This window comes from Collinsella sp. LCP19S3_C9 (genome assembly GCF_052121575.1).
GTDB lineage: Bacteria > Actinomycetota > Coriobacteriia > Coriobacteriales > Coriobacteriaceae > Collinsella.
Window position 1 is genome coordinate 63,290 of record NZ_JBQKDZ010000001.1, and the last position, 16,869, is coordinate 80,158.

Here is a 16,869-nt window from a genome sequence, read left to right on the forward strand (position 1 = left end):
GCCGGTTATGTCGTTTGCCAAGTTCTTTAAAGATGCACTGCTTCCCGTCGCCGTGTGGACCTGCGGCGTTCTGCTGAGCTGTTTTGTACTGACGGTCGCCGGCGCCCCGGCATCCATCGTGGTCGTGGCGGTCGGTGTGTCCTTTATCTTTGGCATGCTGGGCATCGTGATCGAGTACGTGCGCCGTCGTCGTTTTCTGTGCCAGCTGGAGCGCGCGGCAGAGGAGCTGGGGAGCCCTGCTTGGGTGCAGGAGATGGTGCAATGCCCGACCTATGCCGAGGGCGAGCTCGAATATGAGGTCTTGCGCCGGGTGGGCAAAGCCGCTTGCGACGAGGTGGCGGAAGGCCGGCGCCAGACCGATGACTACCGCGACTATATCGAGAGCTGGGTCCACGAGGCCAAGCTGCCCCTGGCGGCGGCTCATCTGATTTTGGAAAACCTGGACGGCAGCGAAGACGATCTGTCGCGCGTGGATGAACTGGGTCGCGAGCTGGCTCGCGTGGAGCGCTATATCGATCAGGCGCTGTACTATGCGCGCTCGGAAGTCGTAGAGCGCGACTACCTGATTCGCCGCTGGGGTCTCAAGAGCTTGGTGACGGGCGCGATTAAAGCCAATGCGCGCGAGCTCATTGCGGCGCACGTGGCTCCGGTGTGCGAGAACCTCGACTTTGAGGTGTTCACCGACGAGAAATGGCTCGAGTTTATTCTGGGCCAGCTCATTCAGAACAGCATTAAATATGCGCGTGAGGACGGCGCGAAGATTGTGTTTTCGGGTGCGTTGCTGGACGAGGGCCTGGCAAACGAGCGCATCGAGCTTACCGTCGCGGACAACGGCTGCGGCGTGAGCGCGGCTGACCTGCCGCGCGTGTTCGAGAAGGGCTTTACCGGCGATAACGGCCGCACCACCAAACGCGCAACGGGCATCGGCCTCTACCTGGTGGCGCGCCTGTGTTCCAAGATGGGCATCGACGTCACCGCGGCATCCGACTCCGGCGAAGGCTTTGTCGTAACATTCGCTTTCTCGACCAACAAGTTTCAATACTTCGAGTAGTCGGGCCGTCTTGTGGTGCGGATGGCTATGTTCCCGAGCGTGAACATGGCTATGAGGCTCTAAAAAAATCACCCAAAAAAATGTGCCGCCCAACCAGGGCGGCACGCCATCTCTCTATTCAGCTAACTCGCTGAAGTACGGTGACGAAGGCGCAAGGCCGGGAGGGGTTATCTAAGCCGACATCCCGCAGCCGCGAAGCGGCGAGGACGTCGGCGTGATAACCCCGCAGGCCTTGCGCCGGCGGGAAGGAACCTACTTCACGACCAGAATGTCGCAGTCGGTGTTGCGCAGCAGGAATGTCGAAATCGAACCCAGGAGCGCATACTTGATCGAGGAAAGGCCACGAGCGCCGCAGAGCACCAGATCGGGCTTGACCACGTCGAGCATCTCGTCCTTGAGCGTCTCGCGAATACGGCCGGCGCGAATCATGACTTCGACCTCGGGAATGTTGGGATTAGCCTTGGCCTCTTCGAGCTGCTTGGCGATGGAGTTCTTAAAGGCCTCCTCCAGGCCGTTGACCAGATCGACCGGATAGGAACCGGCGCTCTCGAGCGCCGTGGAATCGATGACGTGACCGATGATCAGCTTGGCGCCATTGTTTGCGGCGACCTTGATAGCGCGTGTGAGCACAAAATCCTGCTGCTCAGTACCGTCGAGTGAAACAAATACCTTGGTATAGCCCTCGTTCATGGTTTCCTCCTTGGTCTATCGCACGGGCGCGGGGCTCGTGCATCGGACGACGTGTTGGCCGCCGGACACTTTAGCTTGTTGCAGTTATACCCAAGGATTTCGGTTTGACCGCTCGCAATTCTGTGAACGGGCGAGATTTTTGGTAAGGGTGGGCGCGGCCGCGGCCGAACGGTTGATAATGGGACATCGCCCGCAACCGTCCGCAGAACAACTATCGGCGGGTGAAAAACGAGGGGGTCCCTTTGGATATCATCGAGCTTCTAAAATCTGCCTTCATGGGCCTGGTCGAGGGCATCACCGAATGGCTGCCCGTTTCGTCGACGGGCCACATGATCTTGGTGGACGAGTTCGTCAAGATGAATGTGAGCGAGACATTCTGGAATATGTTCCTGGTCGTGATTCAGCTTGGCGCCATTTTGGCCGTTTGCGTTCTGTTCTTCTACGACTTAAATCCGTTCTCGCCCAGCAAGGGCAAGGAGGGTCGTCGCGACACCTGGGTGCTGTGGGGCAAGATTGTGCTTGGCTGTATTCCCGCCGCGGCGATCGGTCTGCCGCTCAACGACTGGATGGAGGAGCATTTCTATAACGCCCCCGTCGTGGCGCTGGCGCTCATCGTGTACGGCGTGTTGTTTATCGTGATTGAGAACTGGCGTGCGAGTAAGCGCGAGAACGCCGCTCTTGCCGATTCGTTTGGTTCGTGTGCTGTGGTGGCGGGCGGGCGTCCCGCCGGTGCACACTTCGCGGCTCCTGCGGCGGATATTACCGAAGACAATGACAATGACGAGGATTTGGACTTTGGATCCATCGCCACGCTCGAGGACCTGAGCTGGAAGACCGCATTGGGTATCGGTTGCTTCCAGGTGCTTTCGCTGATTCCGGGCACATCACGCTCCGGCTCTACCATTATCGGCGGCCTGCTGCTGGGCTGCACGCGCTCGGTGGCGTCCAAGTTCACGTTTTTCCTGGCCATTCCCGTTATGTTTGGCGCGAGCGCGCTCAAGCTGGTCAAGTACTTCGTTAAGGGCGGTACGTTTGGCACCAACGAGATTGCCATTCTGGGCGTGGGCTGCGTCGTGGCCTTTGTGGTTTCGCTTATTGCCATCAAGTGGCTCATGGGCTTCGTTCGCCGTCACGACTTTAAGTGCTTTGGCGTCTACCGCATTATTCTGGGCATCGTGGTGCTCGCGTACTTCTTTGTTCTGGAGCCTATGCTCGGCCTGTAACTTGGTTGACGCTGCGCGGCGGCCAGAGCGCGGCGCACGGAGTCGTGGTGTGATTTGCGTCGGTGTCCGCGCGGCTCGGTATACTGGTACGGCTCAAACTATGGCGCCGCCCGCAGGCGCGCCGTCCGTCAGATGAGGAGTCGCCCATGACCCAGCCCTTGCCCTGGGAAAAGAACGCCGCGGTACCCGTGCCGCCCGCGCCGGAACCCGTGCCGCTCGATGCATACATCGCCCCCGCTGCGCCGGAGCCCGAGCTCGTTCCGCTCGACATCTACGACGCTCCCGCGCCGGCACCCAAGCCCGTCAAGCCGCTCGTCGACATCGACAGCCTTAATCCCGCCCAGCGCGAGGCCGTCCTGACCACCGAGGGCCCGTTGCTGGTCCTCGCCGGCGCAGGCTCGGGCAAGACTCGCGTCCTGACCTTCCGCATCGCGCATATGCTCGGCGACCTGGGTGTTAAGCCTTGGCAGGTTCTTGCCATCACGTTTACCAACAAAGCCGCGGCCGAGATGCGCGAGCGTCTGACGGCGCTCATTCCCAGCGGTACCCGCGGCATGTGGGTGTGCACCTTCCACGCCATGTGCGTGCGCATGCTGCGCGAGGACGCCGACCTGCTGGGTTACACCGGTCAGTTCACCATCTACGATGACGATGACTCAAAGCGCATGGTGCGTGACATTATGCAGGCGCTCGGCATCGAGCAAAAGCAGTTCCCCATCAACATGATTCGCAGCAAGATCAGTTCGGCCAAAAACGCCATGATCGGCCCCGAGGACATGCTCAAATCCGCCGATAGCCCCAACGACAAAAAGGCCGCGCAGGTCTACCTGGAGCTGGAGCGCCGCCTGCGCGCCGCCAACGCGATGGACTTCGACGATTTGCTCGTGCGCACACTCGAACTGCTGCGCACCCGCCCCGAGGTGCTCGACAAGTACCAGGAGCGCTTCCGCTACATTAGCGTCGACGAGTATCAGGACACCAACCACGTCCAGTACGAAATCGCCAACCTTCTGGCCGCCAAGTACCAAAACCTCATGGTTGTGGGCGACGATGACCAGTCCATTTACAGCTGGCGTGGCGCCGACATCACCAACATCTTGGACTTTGAGCAGGACTTTAAAAACTGCAAGACCGTTAAGCTCGAGCAGAACTACCGCTCTACGGGCCATATCCTAAACGCCGCCAACGCCGTGGTGCGCCACAACTCGCAGCGCAAGGACAAGCGCCTGTTTACGGCTGAGGGCGATGGCGAGAAGATTCAGGCCTTCCAGGCGAGCGACGAGCGCGACGAGGGCCGCTGGATTGCCGGTGAGATCGAGAAACTGCATGCCAAAGGCACGAGCTACGACGATATCGCCGTGTTTTATCGCACCAACGCCCAGTCGCGTATTCTCGAAGATATGTTTCTGCGCGCGGGCGTGCCCTACAAGATCGTGGGCGGCACTCGATTCTTCGACCGTGCCGAGATTCGCGACGTCATGGCCTACCTCAAGATGATCGTGAACCCGGCCGACGAGATGAGCGTCAAGCGCGTCATCAACACACCGCGCCGCGGCATTGGCTCCACCTCAATCCAAAAGATCGAGCAGCTGGCACGCGACAACCGTTGCTCGTTCTTCCAGGCTTGCGAGATCGCGTGCGCCGAAACCGGCATGTTTAGCGCCAAGGTGCGCAACGGCCTGTCGAGCTTTGTCTCACTGGTGCGCGAGGGCCGCCGCATGGACGGCGAGCTCAAGGACGTTGTCGAGATGATCGTCGATAAGACGGGCCTTCTGCAGGCGTTTCGCGCCGAGGGCACCATGGAATCTGAGAGCCGCGCCGAGAACATCCAGGAATTTCTGGGCGTTGCGGCGGAATTTGAGGAGACGCACGAGGATATCGAGGGTACGCTCGAGAGCCTAGAAGAGCTGCGCGCAGCCGGTGTTGCCGACGTGCCTGCCGGCGCCGAGCCCGAGCCCGTCGTGGTGAGCGTGTCTGCGCCCGAACCGGGGCCATCTGCCCCGGCATCCTCGTTTGAGGCACTCGTCGGCGCCCGTGACGCCGCGGGCTCCAATCCGCTCGATGGCTTGGCCGCTCCGGCGCTGTCTCCGCAGGATGCCCTGGCCGCCGCCATCGCAGGCAACGCGTATGCCGCGCCGACGGAGCTGTCGGCGGGTGCCGTGCATGCCGGCGAGATCGAGCGTACCTACGGTCCGCTCACCTGTAAGGCGCTGCCGGCACTCATGGAGTGGCTGGCCTTGCGCTCCGACTTGGATTCCCTGGCCGGCGAGACGCATGCCATTACCATGATGACCATCCACTCCGCCAAGGGCCTGGAGTTTCCGGCGGTGTTCGTGGCCGGCATGGAGGAGGGTATCTTTCCGCACGTCCACGACTTTGGTGGCAGCGATGATCCGGGCAAGCTCGAGGAGGAGCGTCGCCTGGCCTACGTCGCCATCACGCGTGCCCGCAAACGCCTGTTCTTGACCTATGCGGCCACGCGTCGCACCTACGGTTCGACCTCCGCCAACCCGCGTTCGCGCTTTCTCAACGAGATTCCGTTTGAGGATATCGAGTTTAGCGGTATCGGTTCTGCCGGTTTTGAGGGCACGGGCTGGGAGAAGCGCGGCGACCGTCGCGGCACCTTTGGCTCGGGCACGGGTTCGGATATGTATGGCGGCAAGGTGTTTGGTTCGCATACGCGCTCGACCGGCGGTTCCGGTTCGCGCGGCGGATCGAGCTTCGACGATTTCTTTGGCGGCAGCAGCTACGGGACCGAGCGCCATCGTGGGGTCTCGCCCGACGCCGGTCGCGTTGCCTCGACCTTTGGCTCGGGCGCACCGCGAGCCAAAAAGCCGTCGTCTAAGGTGTCCCCGACAGTGGAGCGCAAGGTCGATCGCGCCAGCGCGTCGCAGGACTTTGCCGCGGGCGATACCGTGAGTCATAAGACTTTTGGCACGGGTACCGTGATCTCGGTCGCTGGAGACATGATCGAGGTCCAATTCGAAAAGACCGGCCAGACCAAAAAGCTTATGAAGGGCTTCGCTCCGATCGTCAAGCTGAATGCCTAACTGCGAGGTTGACCGGGCGCGCCGGGGGCTTTGGTCGCCTGCTCGGACAGTCCTGCTCGCACGGAGAGCACATTAAGTGCTCTCCGGCTCGTGCGGAACTCGCGATCGACCAAAGCCCCCGGCGCGCCCTCTTCCTTGTGGCGTTTTGGCCTGCAGCTTGCGAACGTCGCTCTGCTCGTTCGCTTTTTGATCTGGAGAACCGGGTGGGCTGATAGATAGATACGAGTAGGGGCTCTTCCGTACATGGTCGGGAGAGCCCCTTATTACGTTTCGGTTGTTGGCGCGACCTAGAGGTGGCTGATAATCAGTTCCATCTGGCCTTCGAGGTCAATGGAGCTGACGGTGCTGGGTGCCAGCAGATGGCTTCCCTTGTGGACGGGGTCGCCGCAGACGGTGCCTTCGCCGTCGATGACCGACAGGCACATGAAGGGCCAGCGCTGCTCCAAGGTCTTGCTGCCGTCGACGCGTACGCGATCGACAGTGTAGCAGGAGCAAGACTCGAGCTCGGTTACGCCGTTCACCTCGGGCGCGGCCACCGTGCCGTCGGTCGGAGCCTGAGCATCAAAGTCGATGCAATCGAGGCTCTGCTCAATGTGCAGCGGACGCAGTTTGCCATCGGTGCCGGGACGGTCGTAGTCGTACAGGCGATACGTCACGTCGCTTGACTGCTGCGTCTCCAAAATGAGCGTGCCGGTCTTGATGGCATGCACGGTACCGGAATCAATCTGGAAAAAGTCGCCCTTGTGGATCGGCAGTACGTTGAGCATGTCGTCCCAGCGGCCGTCCTCGATCATCTGCGCGGCCTCGGCGCGGTCATGCGCGCGCTGGCCGACGATGATTGTGGCGCCGGGCTCGCAGTCCAGCACATACCAGCACTCGGTTTTGCCCAGGCTGCCGTTCTCGTGCTTGGCAGCGTACTCGTCGTTGGGATGAATCTGGATCGAAAGGTCGTCCTTGGCGTCCAGAATCTTAATGAGCAGCGGGAACTCCTTGCCCTCGCACCTGCCAAAGAGCTCGCGGTGCTCGGCCCACAGCCACGACAGCGTGTGGCCTGCATACGGGCCTTCCGCAATCTGGCAGTCACCGTTGGGGTGGGCCGAGATGGCCCAACACTCACCGATGGGACCCTCGGGAATGTCGTAACCAAATACGGTTTCGAGTTGACGGCCACCCCAGATCTTCTCGTGGAAGATCGGCGTCAGTTTAATCAAATCGGACATATTCATACCCCATTGTGTTGCGCGGGCGTTGCACAAACAGCTCAAAACGAGCGCCCGCATGACTACAAAAACCTATACCAACGTTACGTTGTGCAACTCAAAGCGGTCGCCAACGTTGCGCGAGACCGAATACTCAAAGGCCGCGCCGCTGTCCAAAAAGCCAATCTGGTTGAGCTCGAGCAGGGGAGAGCCAGGTTTGGTGTCCAGGCGCTCGGCTTCTTCCTCGGTTGCTGCCACGGCGCGAATGGTACGGTGGAAGCTCGAGATCTTCAGCCCACATTGCTCGCGGACAAAGCGGTAGACCGATCCGTACAGGTCCTTCCTTTTAAGGCCCGGAATCAGCTCGAGGGGCATGTAGGTGTACTCGATAACGATGGGCTTCTCATCGGCCTGACGCACGCGCACGATGTGATAGGCGAAGTCATCCTCGGCAATTCCCAGCTGGGCTGCGATGTCCGCTGGTGGATTAACAATCGAGAAATCATAGACCACCGAGGTCACCTTCTCCCCGCGGTGCTCATACGAAAAGCCCTGGGCACGGTCGTTTTTGCCCTGGAAAAACGCTTGGCCGGGAAGCCCCGCCGTGTCCTTAACGTAGGTACCCGATCCACGACGGCTGGTAACAAGACCTTCCTCGGTGATTTGCTCGATAGCTCGTTTGACGGTGATTTTGGAAACGCTATAGAGCTCGCAGAACTCAACGACGGTGGGAAGCTTGTCGCCTGGTTTAAGAGCGTTATCCTCAATACTTCGACGAATATCTGCAGCTATCGCCTCGTATTTGGGAATCATGGGACCTCCTTTCCAACTTGATTGAGTATAAAAGAAAGTATACTCAACACCTAAGTATCCCTATTGAGTCATTGAAAAGTTCGATAGATATATTACTAAAAGTCGCTTTGCGCTAAAAATAAAAGCGCTCTAAATAAATATACATTCGAATAATGTCGTGTTGAGAAATCTAATCGGTCCGAGGACGGGGCCGAACCGATTTAGCACCCAGCGAAACGAATCCTGTATTCTGCATTTCCCCAGATAAAACCTACCAAAACAAACCTGTCCCTTTTTGGTAGGTTTTTGCCTTGGGAGCGGTACCATACAGACAATGTTTAAACGAGAAAGGCGGGCCCCTATGGAACCTAAGCAGTACTACATCGGCATCGACGTCGGCGGCACTTCGGTTAAGGAGGGCCTGTTCGACGGGGATGGCAACCTGCTTGCGAAGGTCAGCGTGCCCACGCCTCCCATCGTTGACGCTGCGGGCTTTGCCGCGGTGACCGAGGCTATCGACCAGGTGGTCGCCAAGGCACAGATTCCGCGCGCCTTTGTGGCGGGCATTGGCCTTGCTGTTCCGTGCCCCATTCCGGCAGCGGGCGATGCCAAGGTCAAGGCCAACATTGCCATTAACCTGCCCGAGTTGAAGATCGCCATTCAGGAGCACTGCCCCGATGCGGTCGTTAAGTACGAGAACGATGCCAACGCCGCTGCCATGGGCGAGGCTTGGCTCGGTTCTGCCAAGGACGTGCAGAATGTGGTGATGGTCACCATCGGTACCGGCGTGGGCGGCGGCGTTATCGTCAACGGCGATGTGGTGTCGGGTGTTGTGGGCGCTGGCGGCGAGATTGGCCATATGTGCCTGAATCCGGCTGAGGAGCGCACTTGCGGCTGCGGCGGCCATGGCCACCTGGAGCAGTATTCCAGCGCCACCGGCGTGGTGAGCAACTACCTTGCCGAGTGCAAGAAGGCGGGCGTCGAGCCCATCGAGCTCACCGGCCCCTCCGATTCCAAGGACGTGTTCCAAGCCTGCCGCGAGGGTGATAAGCTCGCGCTGGCCGCGGCCGATACCATGGCCGACTATCTCGGCCGTGCCCTGGCGCTTATTGCCAACGTGGTCGATCCCGAGATGTTCCTGATCGGCGGCGGCGCCTCCGCCTCGGCCGATGTCTACCTCGATAAGGTTCGCGAGTACTTCCAGCGCTACGCGCTCTCCGCCTCGCGCGAGACGCCCATTAAGGTTGCCTCGCTCGGAAACGACGCCGGCATCATCGGTTCTGCCTACGTAGCCCTGCGCGCTGCCGGTAAATAGCTGGTGCAAGGGGGCCAGGTTACTTTGCACCAACATGGTGCAAAAGGGACAGCCTTGGCCCCCATACCTGCCACAAAATATGCCGTGGCCCTTCCGTCCCCAAAGGCCAGCTGCCAGCGTGCTACCATAGCTACGTCTAATTACACATACCAAGTGGAGGATACCCATGGCAAACGTTCTTGTCTTTGGTCACCAGAACCCCGATAACGACGCCATCATGAGCGCCGTCGTTCTGTCTCAGCTGCTCAATCAGGTTGAGTATGCCGGCAACACCTATGAGGTCTGCGCTCTTGGTCAGCTTCCGGCAGAGTCCGCCAAGCTGCTCGCAGACGCCGGCATTGCCGAGCCCCGCATGATTGAGTCCGTCGAGGCCGGCCAGCTTGTCGTTCTCACCGACCACAACGAGTCCGCCCAGTCCGTCGCCGGCCTTAAGGACGCCACGGTCTTTGGCGTCGTTGACCATCACCGCATCGGCGACTTTGAGAGCGCCGGCCCGCTGCACTACATCTGCCTGCCCTGGGGTTCCAGCTGCACCATCGTCACTAAGCTCGCCGGCGTGCTCGGCGTTGAGCTTTCCGACGTTCAGGCCAAGCTGCTGCTCTCGGCCATGATGACCGACACGCTCATGCTCAAGAGCCCCACCACCACCGATGTCGACCGCGCCGTCGCCGCCAAGCTCGGCGAGCAGGTGGGCGTCGACCCGGTCAAGTTTGGCATGGAGGTCTTCCTCACCCGTCCGTCCGGCTCCTTCACCGCAGCCGAGATGGTCGGCAACGACATCAAGATGTTCGAGCCCGCCGGCAAGAAGCTGCTCATCGGCCAGTACGAGACCGTCGACAAGAGCCGTGCGCTCGGCATGATCGACGAGATCCGCGAGGCCATGCGCGCCTACGCCGCCGAGAAGGGTGCCGACGGCATCGTCCTGTGCATCACCGACATCATGGAGGAGGGCTCGCAGGTCCTGCTCGAGGGCGAGACCGAGGCCGCTCAGAAGGGCCTGGGCATTGCCGACGAGCACGACGGCGTCTGGATGCCGGGCGTCCTCTCCCGTAAGAAGCAGGTCGCTGCCCCCATCATGGCCGCCTGCTAGGTTTTGTAGCCTGCTACGACCGGACCGCGGACGCCCCGCGCTCCGGTCGTTTTTTGTGCGCGGGACCGCGTCCTCTATTGGACAGGGGCGCCCGTACCGTTGGGCAAATAATGTTCAACCTGTGGTTCCGCTTTTCGGCCACGCCTGCGTGCTTGTCGTGCAGGGTAGGCTAGATGCAAGCGTAATACGTTGGAGCGCGGTGCCGCCACTTGGGCGGGCCGTGCTTTTTTAAGACGGGAGCTTTCCCGTGAAAGGAGCCGCCCATGGCAGCAACTGAGCAGCTGTTCAACGTTCGTGAGCGCAAGCGCTTTGAACGTCATGACATCTGGGAGCGCATCGCCGAGAATGGCACGATTTCCGCCGCCGTCATGGTCATCGCCGCCATCGCCGCCGTTATCTGCGCCAACACCGATGTCTACGAGGCTATCCATCACTTTTTGGAGACCCCGCTGTATGTGGGTCTGGGCAACCTTACGGCTGGCCTCACCGTCGAGCTTTTCGTCAACGACTTTCTCATGGCGATCTTCTTTTTGTTGGTGGGCATTGAGCTTAAGTACGAGATGACGGTCGGCGAGCTCAAGAATCCGCGTCAGGCCATGCTTCCCATGCTGGCAGCCGTGGGCGGCGTCGTCGTTCCCGCCTGCATCTACCTGATCTTTAACCATGCCGGCGCCCGCAACGGTTGGGCCATCCCCATGGCAACCGATATTGCCTTTGCGCTGGGCGTGCTGTCGCTTTTGGGCAATCGCGTGCCCAACGGCGTGCGCGTGTTCTTCTCGACGCTCGCCATCGCCGACGACCTCATCTCCATCGCCGCCATCGCCATTTTCTACGGCCAGAGCCCCAGTCCGTTTTGGCTGGGTGCCGCTGCAGTTGTGACCTGCGCACTTGTGTGGCTCAACAAGACTCAGCATTATCGCCTTGCCCCGTACTCGGTGCTTGGTCTGCTGCTGTGGTTTTGCATGTTTAAGAGCGGCGTGCACGCCACGCTTGCCGGTGTCATCCTGGCCTTCACCATCCCGGCCAAGTGCGGTGTTAAGCTCGATAGCCTTACCGATTGGCTTGGCGAGTACCTGCCGTTGCTCGACGACCGTTACGACGACGAGGCGCACATCCTGGGCCAGCACGACTTTACCCTTTCGACTACCAAGGTCGAGCGTGTCATGCACCGTGTGACCCCGCCGCTCATCCGCATGGAGCGCCTGATCTCCACGCCGGTCAACTTTGTGATCCTGCCGATCTTTGCGTTTGTCAACGCGCAGGTTCGCCTTGTGGGCGTGGACATGAGCGTGCTGCTTACCGACCCGGTGACCCTCGGCGTGTACTTTGGCATGCTGCTGGGTAAGCCGATCGGTATCTTTGGCGTGACGTTTGCCCTGGTCAAGCTTAAGGCTTGCGAGCTGCCTCATAACGTTAACTGGCATATGATCGCCGGCGTGGGCATTTTGGGTGGCATCGGCTTTACCATGTCGATCCTCATCAGCGGCCTCGCCTTCCCGACGGCCCAGTTCGAGGTTCTGGCCGCCAAGGCCGCCATTCTTGCTGGTTCTGTTACCGCGGCCGTGCTGGGCATGATCTACATGAGCGTGGTCTGCAAGCACCCTTCGCCCAAGGACGAGTAGGAGCGCGAAAACCGGGGCCGGACATGCCCCGGATGCCCTCGTGTGAAAAAATGCCGTTTGTGAGCACTGTCACAAACGGCATTTCATTTATTTGCCATTTTTATTCCACGGTGCCGTAGACGGCGCCCCAGCCGTGGGCGGCAAGGGCCGAGTTAAGCTGGTCGCAAAGCGATTGGCGGTCGTAGTGGCCGGGCGGCAAAAGATTCACGATTTCCATGAGATCGGGCGCCAGGTCCAAGATCTCCGCCTGAACGATTAGATCCAGGCGGTCAATGGCCTTACGGTCATAAAACAAGCCGTCGACCAGACGCTGCAGGTCTCCGAACTCCTCGGCTTGAAAAGAGCCGTATTCCATACTGCCTCCTTGGATGTGCCATGCGGCTATACGGGTCATACGGTGGATATCGTAATTCATTGCGATGGACTTAATCTATCACGGCTTCATACCGTTGCGGCGGTAGCGGTCTATACTTAGACAAACTGCAACGTCCCGCTTTGCGAAAGGTCGCACCCATGCAGACGATCTACCAGAAGATGGAAACCACCGAACTCGATGCCGCCATCGAGGCGCTCAAAGCCGAGGTTGCCGAGGTCAAGGCCAAGGGCCTGGCGCTCGACATGGCGCGCGGCAAGCCGTCGCCCTCCCAGGTGGACATCTCGCGCCCCATGCTCGATATCCTCAATGCCGACGCCGATCTGCACGACGGTAACGTCGACTGCTCCAACTACGGCTGCTTTGAGGGCATCCCCTCGGCACGCAAGCTGGCGGGGGAGTTCCTGGGTTGCCCCGCCGATCAGACGCTCGTACTGGGTTCGTCGAGCCTTTTGATCGAGCACGATATCGCCGGTATGTTCTGGCGCTGCGGCTCGTGCGGCAGCGAGCCTTGGGAGGCTTATGAGGCCGCGCACGACGGTAAGAAGGTCAAGTTCCTGTGCCCGGTTCCCGGCTACGACCGTCATTTTGGCATCACCGCCGACCTGGGTATCGAGAACGTCCCCGTCGCGATGACCGGCAGCGGCCCCGACATGGACGAGGTAGAGCGCCTGGTTGCCACCGACGATTCCATCAAGGGCATCTGGTGCGTGCCCAAGTATTCCAACCCCACGGGCATCACCTTTAGCGAGGACACCGTGCGCCGCTTGGTCGAGATGCCCACGGCCGCGCCCGATTTTCGCATCTTTTGGGACAACGCCTACTGCGTGCACGACCTGTACGACGAGACCGACGAGCTCGCCAACATCTTCGATCTTGCCCGCGCGGCGGGTACCGAGGACCGCGTGGTGGCATTCGCCTCGACGTCCAAGATCACCTTCCCGGGCGCGGGCATCGGCTTTATCGGTGCGAGTCCCGCGGTCATCGCGGAGTTCTCCAAGCGCCTGAAGGCCGGTCTTATCAGCGCCGACAAGCTCAACCAGCTACGCCACGTGCGCTTCCTTCCCACCATCGAGGCGGTCAAGGAGCACATGAAAAAGCATGCCGAGTTCTTGCGTCCGCGCTTTGAGGCCGTCGAGTGCAAGCTCACTGAGGGCCTGGGCGATACGGGTTGCGCTACTTGGACGCATCCCCGCGGCGGCTACTTTGTGAGCTTTGATGGCCCCGAGGGCTCGGCCCAAAAGGTCGCCGCGCTTTGCGCCGACCTGGGTGTCAAGCTCACGCCGGCAGGTGCCACCTGGCCTTATGGCAAGGACCCGCGCGACACCAACATCCGCATCGCGCCGAGTTATCCCACGGTCGAGGACCTGGAGGCCGCACTCGACGTGCTGGTGCTGGCCGTCAAGCTCGTCGCTGCCGAGCTTGCTCGTGCCGAGCGCGCCTAACGCGTAGGGCCCCGCAAATCCGCGTCCAGTACTATCCGCACTCTCGATACGCAAAGGAGCGTATACATGGATTTGGGTATTTCCACCAACCCCACGCCGGAGCTCTACACCATCAGGGTGACCGGTGAGATTGATATCTCTAACGCCGACAGCTTGCGTAACGCCATCGACTTGGCGCTCGAGCAGCCCACCGAGGCCGTTGAGCTCGACTTTGCCCAGGTGAGCTATATCGACTCGACAGGTATTGGCGTACTTGTGGGCGCCGCGCACCACGCAGCCGATCACGACAAGCGGTTTGGCTGCGTCAACGTGCAGCCCCCGGTGATGCGCGTGGTTCAGTTGCTGGGTGTCGACCAGGAGATTTCAATTACGGCGGCATAAGCCCTGCCCCAAAAAGGGCGTGCCGTTTGGTATATGTTTGTGATGCGCTCGGATGTTTTGACGTCCGGGCGCTATACTTGACCGAATGAATAGACGAGTTCCGGCCGAATGGCGCGGTGCGGGCTCGACTCACATCGAGCCTTGGAGGTATGTGTGTTTGGTATTGGAGAGGGTGAGCTCGCGATCATCGTGGTCTTCGGCTTTTTGCTGTTTGGCCCGGATAAGCTCCCGCAGATGGGCCGCACGATCGGCCGTGCCATCCGTCAGTTCCGCGAGACGCAGGAAAAGATGACGGCTGTTGTTCAGTCCGAGATTATCGATCCGGTAAGCGAGGCCGCTTCGGCTCCGGTCAAGCCCAAGAAGGCTGCCGTCGATGACGATTCCGATGCGGACGAGGATGCCGTCGAGACGGCCGCGCCCGCAAAGAAGGAGACCTTTGCCGAGCGCCGTGCCCGCCTTGCCGCCGAGAAGGCCGCGAGTGAGGGTGCTGCCGAGGACGAAGGTGCTGCTGGTGAGGCTGAGGGCCCCGAGTCTGCCGCTGCCGCCGTCGAGCCCGAGCCTGCTGCAGAGCCGGAGCCCGAGCCCGAGCCGGCAGAGCCCACGACGGCTGACCTCTACGCCCGTCGTCCCCGCAAGCGCAAGGCCGTCGTCGACCAGCTCGCTCGCGAGCTCGAGGCCGAGGACGACGCCGCTGCCGCCCGTGCCCCGAAGGGAGGCGATGAGTAATGCCTATCGGACCTGCGCGCATGCCGCTCTTCGATCATCTGGGTGAGCTCCGTCGTCGCCTGACCATCGTGGTCGTGTCGGTCTTTGCCGCCGCCATCGTGCTGTATTTCGCCACGCCCGTGGTGCTCGACATCCTGGAAGACCCCATCCGCTCCTTTGTGCCGGACGGTAAGTTCTACATCACCACCACGCTCGGCGGCTTTGGTCTGCGCTTTTCGCTGGCCCTCAAGATGGCCGTTGTCATGTGCACGCCTATGATCATTTGGCAGATTCTGGCGTTTTTCCTGCCGGCGCTTCGCCCCAACGAGCGCAAGTGGGTTGTGCCCACGGTGCTCGCCTCGACGGTGCTGTTCTTCCTGGGCGCAATCTTTTGCTACTTCATCATCATCCCTGCGGGCTTTGAGTGGCTCATCGGCGAAACCTCGGCCGTCGCTACGGCGCTGCCCGATCTGGAGAACTACGTCAACATGGAGCTGCTCTTTATGATCGGCTTTGGTGTGGCGTTTGAGCTGCCGCTCATCATCTTCTACCTGTCTGTCTTCCATATCGTGTCCTATGCGGCCTTCCGCGGTGCCTGGCGTTACGTATACGTTGGCCTGCTTGCGGGCTCGGCTGTGATTACGCCCGACGGCTCGCCCGTTACACTGGGTCTCATGTATGGCGCCCTGCTCTCGCTCTACGAGATTTCGCTCGCCATCGCCCGCGTGGTCATTACCGCGCGCGATGGCAAGGAAGGCTTGTTTGTGAGCCGTCTGGATCTGTTCTCGAACGACGACGAGGACGACGACGAGGAGTAAATCCGTATGCACGAGGTTGGCATTGTCAACGGCATACTCGATACAGTGATTCGCGCGGCGCGTGGGGCGGGGGCCTCGCGCGCTGTTTTGGTAACGCTGCGCATTGGGGATATGACCGAAGTTGTGCGTGAGGCACTCGACTTTGCGTGGGAGACGTTTCGCGACGAGGACATGCTCACGCGCGGCTGCGAGCTTGCCGTGGAGGAAGTCCATCCACAAAGCGAGTGCCTGGACTGCCGCGAGGTCTTTGAGCACGACCGCTTCCATTGCCGCTGTCCTCAGTGTGGCGGCACCAACGTGCGCCTGCTGCACGGACGCGAGCTCGACATCGCCAGCATCGAGATCGAAACCCCCGACAATTAACCAGCCTGCCATTTGGGGACGGGGTATAAATGGTAGAAGTAAGGAGTGCCGAGTATGGCCGAGAAAACTATTGATATCGCATCGCCAATTCTGTCGCGCAATGAGCGCCTGGCAGATCAGCTGCGTCAGCGATTCAAAGAGACAGGCACCTATGTGATCAATGTGCTGTCGAGTCCCGGCTCTGGTAAGACCACCACGATTCTGGGCACCAACGAGCGCCTGCGCGACAAAGCCGGCCTGCGCTGTGCCGTCATCGAGGGCGATATCGCCTCGGATGTCGACGCCATCACCATGAAGGAAGCCGGCATGCCCGCCATTCAGATCAACACGGGCGGTCTGTGCCACCTCGAGGGCAACATGATCATGAAGGCCGTTGACGCGTTCGACCAGGCAGTGGGCCTTCAAAACATCGATGTTATCTTTATCGAAAACGTGGGCAATCTGGTCTGTCCGGTCGACTTTGACCTGGGCGAGAACCTGTCCATCATGATTCTCTCGGTGCCCGAGGGCGACGACAAGCCCATTAAGTACCCGGGCATCTTCCAGCACGCTGGCGCACAGCTGCTCAACAAGGTTGATGTGGCCCCGGCTTTCGATTTTGACATGGATAGGTATACTAAGACACTCGATGACCTCAATCCGCAGGCGCCGCGGTTTGCCGTGAGCGCACGCAAGGGCGAGGGCATGGATGCCTGGTGCGATTGGCTCATCGGGCAGATCGAACAAACAAGGGCGTAAGTCGGCCGTCGTAC

16 protein-coding genes are annotated in these 16,869 nt (G+C 60.5%); 12 read left to right on the forward strand and 4 right to left on the reverse strand.

Going from position 1 to position 16,869, the window contains the following annotated elements:
• Positions 1 to 7 precede the first annotated feature (7 nt).
• On the forward strand, positions 8 to 1,051 hold the full coding sequence (locus ACTQXI_RS00295) for a sensor histidine kinase (protein WP_441548118.1): 1,044 nt from the start codon (positions 8 to 10) through the stop codon (positions 1,049 to 1,051).
• Between the two features lie 252 nt (positions 1,052 to 1,303).
• Here ACTQXI_RS00295 and ACTQXI_RS00300 read toward each other — a convergent pair whose 3' ends face one another.
• Complete coding sequence (locus ACTQXI_RS00300; protein WP_154515052.1) at positions 1,304 to 1,741, reverse strand: universal stress protein; 438 nt, start codon at positions 1,739 to 1,741, stop codon at positions 1,304 to 1,306.
• Positions 1,742 to 1,983: 242 nt separating this feature from the next.
• Here ACTQXI_RS00300 and ACTQXI_RS00305 point away from each other — a divergent pair, with 242 nt between their 5' ends.
• Together ACTQXI_RS00305 and ACTQXI_RS00310 are read left to right on the forward strand one after the other, a co-directional pair.
• Positions 1,984 to 2,964: an undecaprenyl-diphosphate phosphatase gene (locus ACTQXI_RS00305; protein ID WP_441048710.1), complete on the forward strand. Its 981-nt coding sequence runs from the start codon at positions 1,984 to 1,986 to the stop codon at positions 2,962 to 2,964.
• A gap of 146 nt (positions 2,965 to 3,110) precedes the next feature.
• A complete protein-coding gene (locus tag ACTQXI_RS00310) occupies positions 3,111 to 6,014 on the forward strand; it encodes an ATP-dependent helicase (RefSeq protein ID WP_441048709.1) in 2,904 nt (967 codons plus the stop codon).
• Between the two features lie 287 nt (positions 6,015 to 6,301).
• Here the strand turns inward: ACTQXI_RS00310 and ACTQXI_RS00315 are convergent, their stop codons facing one another.
• Complete coding sequence (locus tag ACTQXI_RS00315) at positions 6,302 to 7,234, reverse strand: type I phosphomannose isomerase catalytic subunit (protein ID WP_441048708.1); 933 nt, start codon at positions 7,232 to 7,234, stop codon at positions 6,302 to 6,304.
• A 72-nt stretch (positions 7,235 to 7,306) separates the two neighbouring features.
• On the reverse strand, positions 7,307 to 8,026 hold the full coding sequence (locus ACTQXI_RS00320; protein WP_441048707.1) for a GntR family transcriptional regulator: 720 nt from the start codon (positions 8,024 to 8,026) through the stop codon (positions 7,307 to 7,309).
• Between the two features lie 340 nt (positions 8,027 to 8,366).
• On the opposite strand from ACTQXI_RS00320, the gene ACTQXI_RS00325 reads away from it, so the two are divergent.
• The 3 genes from ACTQXI_RS00325 to nhaA all read left to right on the forward strand — a co-directional run bounded on the left by ACTQXI_RS00325 (position 8,367) and on the right by nhaA (position 12,032).
• Positions 8,367 to 9,320: an ROK family protein gene (locus ACTQXI_RS00325; protein WP_427728539.1), complete on the forward strand. Its 954-nt coding sequence runs from the start codon at positions 8,367 to 8,369 to the stop codon at positions 9,318 to 9,320.
• Positions 9,321 to 9,486: 166 nt separating this feature from the next.
• Entirely contained in the window at positions 9,487 to 10,410 is a 924-nt protein-coding gene (locus ACTQXI_RS00330) for a manganese-dependent inorganic pyrophosphatase (protein ID WP_441016085.1), read from the forward strand.
• Between the two features lie 263 nt (positions 10,411 to 10,673).
• On the forward strand, positions 10,674 to 12,032 hold the full coding sequence (gene nhaA, locus ACTQXI_RS00335) for a Na+/H+ antiporter NhaA (RefSeq protein WP_154515038.1): 1,359 nt from the start codon (positions 10,674 to 10,676) through the stop codon (positions 12,030 to 12,032).
• A 100-nt stretch (positions 12,033 to 12,132) separates the two neighbouring features.
• On the opposite strand, the gene ACTQXI_RS00340 is transcribed toward nhaA, so the two are convergent.
• Complete coding sequence (locus ACTQXI_RS00340; RefSeq protein ID WP_154515036.1) at positions 12,133 to 12,387, reverse strand: hypothetical protein; 255 nt, start codon at positions 12,385 to 12,387, stop codon at positions 12,133 to 12,135.
• Positions 12,388 to 12,545: 158 nt separating this feature from the next.
• Between ACTQXI_RS00340 and ACTQXI_RS00345 the strand changes: the two genes are divergently transcribed.
• The 6 genes from ACTQXI_RS00345 to hypB all read left to right on the forward strand — a co-directional run bounded on the left by ACTQXI_RS00345 (position 12,546) and on the right by hypB (position 16,855).
• Positions 12,546 to 13,850 carry an aminotransferase class I/II-fold pyridoxal phosphate-dependent enzyme gene (locus tag ACTQXI_RS00345; protein ID WP_441048706.1) on the forward strand — a complete coding sequence of 435 codons (1,305 nt, stop codon included), beginning with the start codon at positions 12,546 to 12,548 and terminating at the stop codon, positions 13,848 to 13,850.
• Positions 13,851 to 13,916: 66 nt separating this feature from the next.
• Positions 13,917 to 14,231, forward strand: a complete 315-nt coding sequence (locus tag ACTQXI_RS00350) for an STAS domain-containing protein (protein WP_154515032.1) — start codon at positions 13,917 to 13,919, stop codon at positions 14,229 to 14,231.
• A gap of 153 nt (positions 14,232 to 14,384) precedes the next feature.
• Positions 14,385 to 14,957, forward strand: a complete 573-nt coding sequence (locus tag ACTQXI_RS00355; RefSeq protein ID WP_441048705.1) for a twin-arginine translocase TatA/TatE family subunit — start codon at positions 14,385 to 14,387, stop codon at positions 14,955 to 14,957.
• On the forward strand, positions 14,957 to 15,754 hold the full coding sequence (gene tatC, locus ACTQXI_RS00360; RefSeq protein ID WP_427718932.1) for a twin-arginine translocase subunit TatC: 798 nt from the start codon (positions 14,957 to 14,959) through the stop codon (positions 15,752 to 15,754). The genes ACTQXI_RS00355 and tatC overlap by 1 nt, the downstream gene beginning before the upstream one ends.
• Positions 15,755 to 15,760: 6 nt before the next feature.
• Positions 15,761 to 16,117 (forward strand): hydrogenase maturation nickel metallochaperone HypA, encoded by a 357-nt coding sequence (gene hypA / locus ACTQXI_RS00365; RefSeq protein ID WP_152068469.1) that lies wholly within the window; start codon positions 15,761 to 15,763, stop codon positions 16,115 to 16,117.
• Between the two features lie 54 nt (positions 16,118 to 16,171).
• Positions 16,172 to 16,855 carry a hydrogenase nickel incorporation protein HypB gene (hypB, locus tag ACTQXI_RS00370; protein WP_441048704.1) on the forward strand — a complete coding sequence of 228 codons (684 nt, stop codon included), beginning with the start codon at positions 16,172 to 16,174 and terminating at the stop codon, positions 16,853 to 16,855.
• Positions 16,856 to 16,869: the final 14 nt, after the last annotated feature.

Bases quoted from the DNA above. Each gene is read 5' to 3' on its own strand.
- ACTQXI_RS00295 (WP_441548118.1), top strand. From the start codon at position 8: ATGTCGTTTGCCAAGTTCTTTAAAGATGCACTGCTTCCCGTCGCCGTG.
- ACTQXI_RS00300 (WP_154515052.1), bottom strand. From the start codon at position 1,741: ATGAACGAGGGCTATACCAAGGTATTTGTTTCACTCGACGGTACTGAG.
- ACTQXI_RS00310 (WP_441048709.1), top strand. From the start codon at position 3,111: ATGACCCAGCCCTTGCCCTGGGAAAAGAACGCCGCGGTACCCGTGCCG.
- ACTQXI_RS00315 (WP_441048708.1), bottom strand. From the start codon at position 7,234: ATGTCCGATTTGATTAAACTGACGCCGATCTTCCACGAGAAGATCTGG.
- ACTQXI_RS00320 (WP_441048707.1), bottom strand. From the start codon at position 8,026: ATGATTCCCAAATACGAGGCGATAGCTGCAGATATTCGTCGAAGTATT.
- ACTQXI_RS00325 (WP_427728539.1), top strand. From the start codon at position 8,367: ATGGAACCTAAGCAGTACTACATCGGCATCGACGTCGGCGGCACTTCG.
- ACTQXI_RS00330 (WP_441016085.1), top strand. From the start codon at position 9,487: ATGGCAAACGTTCTTGTCTTTGGTCACCAGAACCCCGATAACGACGCC.
- nhaA (WP_154515038.1), top strand. From the start codon at position 10,674: ATGGCAGCAACTGAGCAGCTGTTCAACGTTCGTGAGCGCAAGCGCTTT.
- ACTQXI_RS00340 (WP_154515036.1), bottom strand. From the start codon at position 12,387: ATGGAATACGGCTCTTTTCAAGCCGAGGAGTTCGGAGACCTGCAGCGT.
- ACTQXI_RS00345 (WP_441048706.1), top strand. From the start codon at position 12,546: ATGCAGACGATCTACCAGAAGATGGAAACCACCGAACTCGATGCCGCC.
- ACTQXI_RS00350 (WP_154515032.1), top strand. From the start codon at position 13,917: ATGGATTTGGGTATTTCCACCAACCCCACGCCGGAGCTCTACACCATC.
- tatC (WP_427718932.1), top strand. From the start codon at position 14,957: ATGCCTATCGGACCTGCGCGCATGCCGCTCTTCGATCATCTGGGTGAG.
- hypA (WP_152068469.1), top strand. From the start codon at position 15,761: ATGCACGAGGTTGGCATTGTCAACGGCATACTCGATACAGTGATTCGC.
- hypB (WP_441048704.1), top strand. From the start codon at position 16,172: ATGGCCGAGAAAACTATTGATATCGCATCGCCAATTCTGTCGCGCAAT.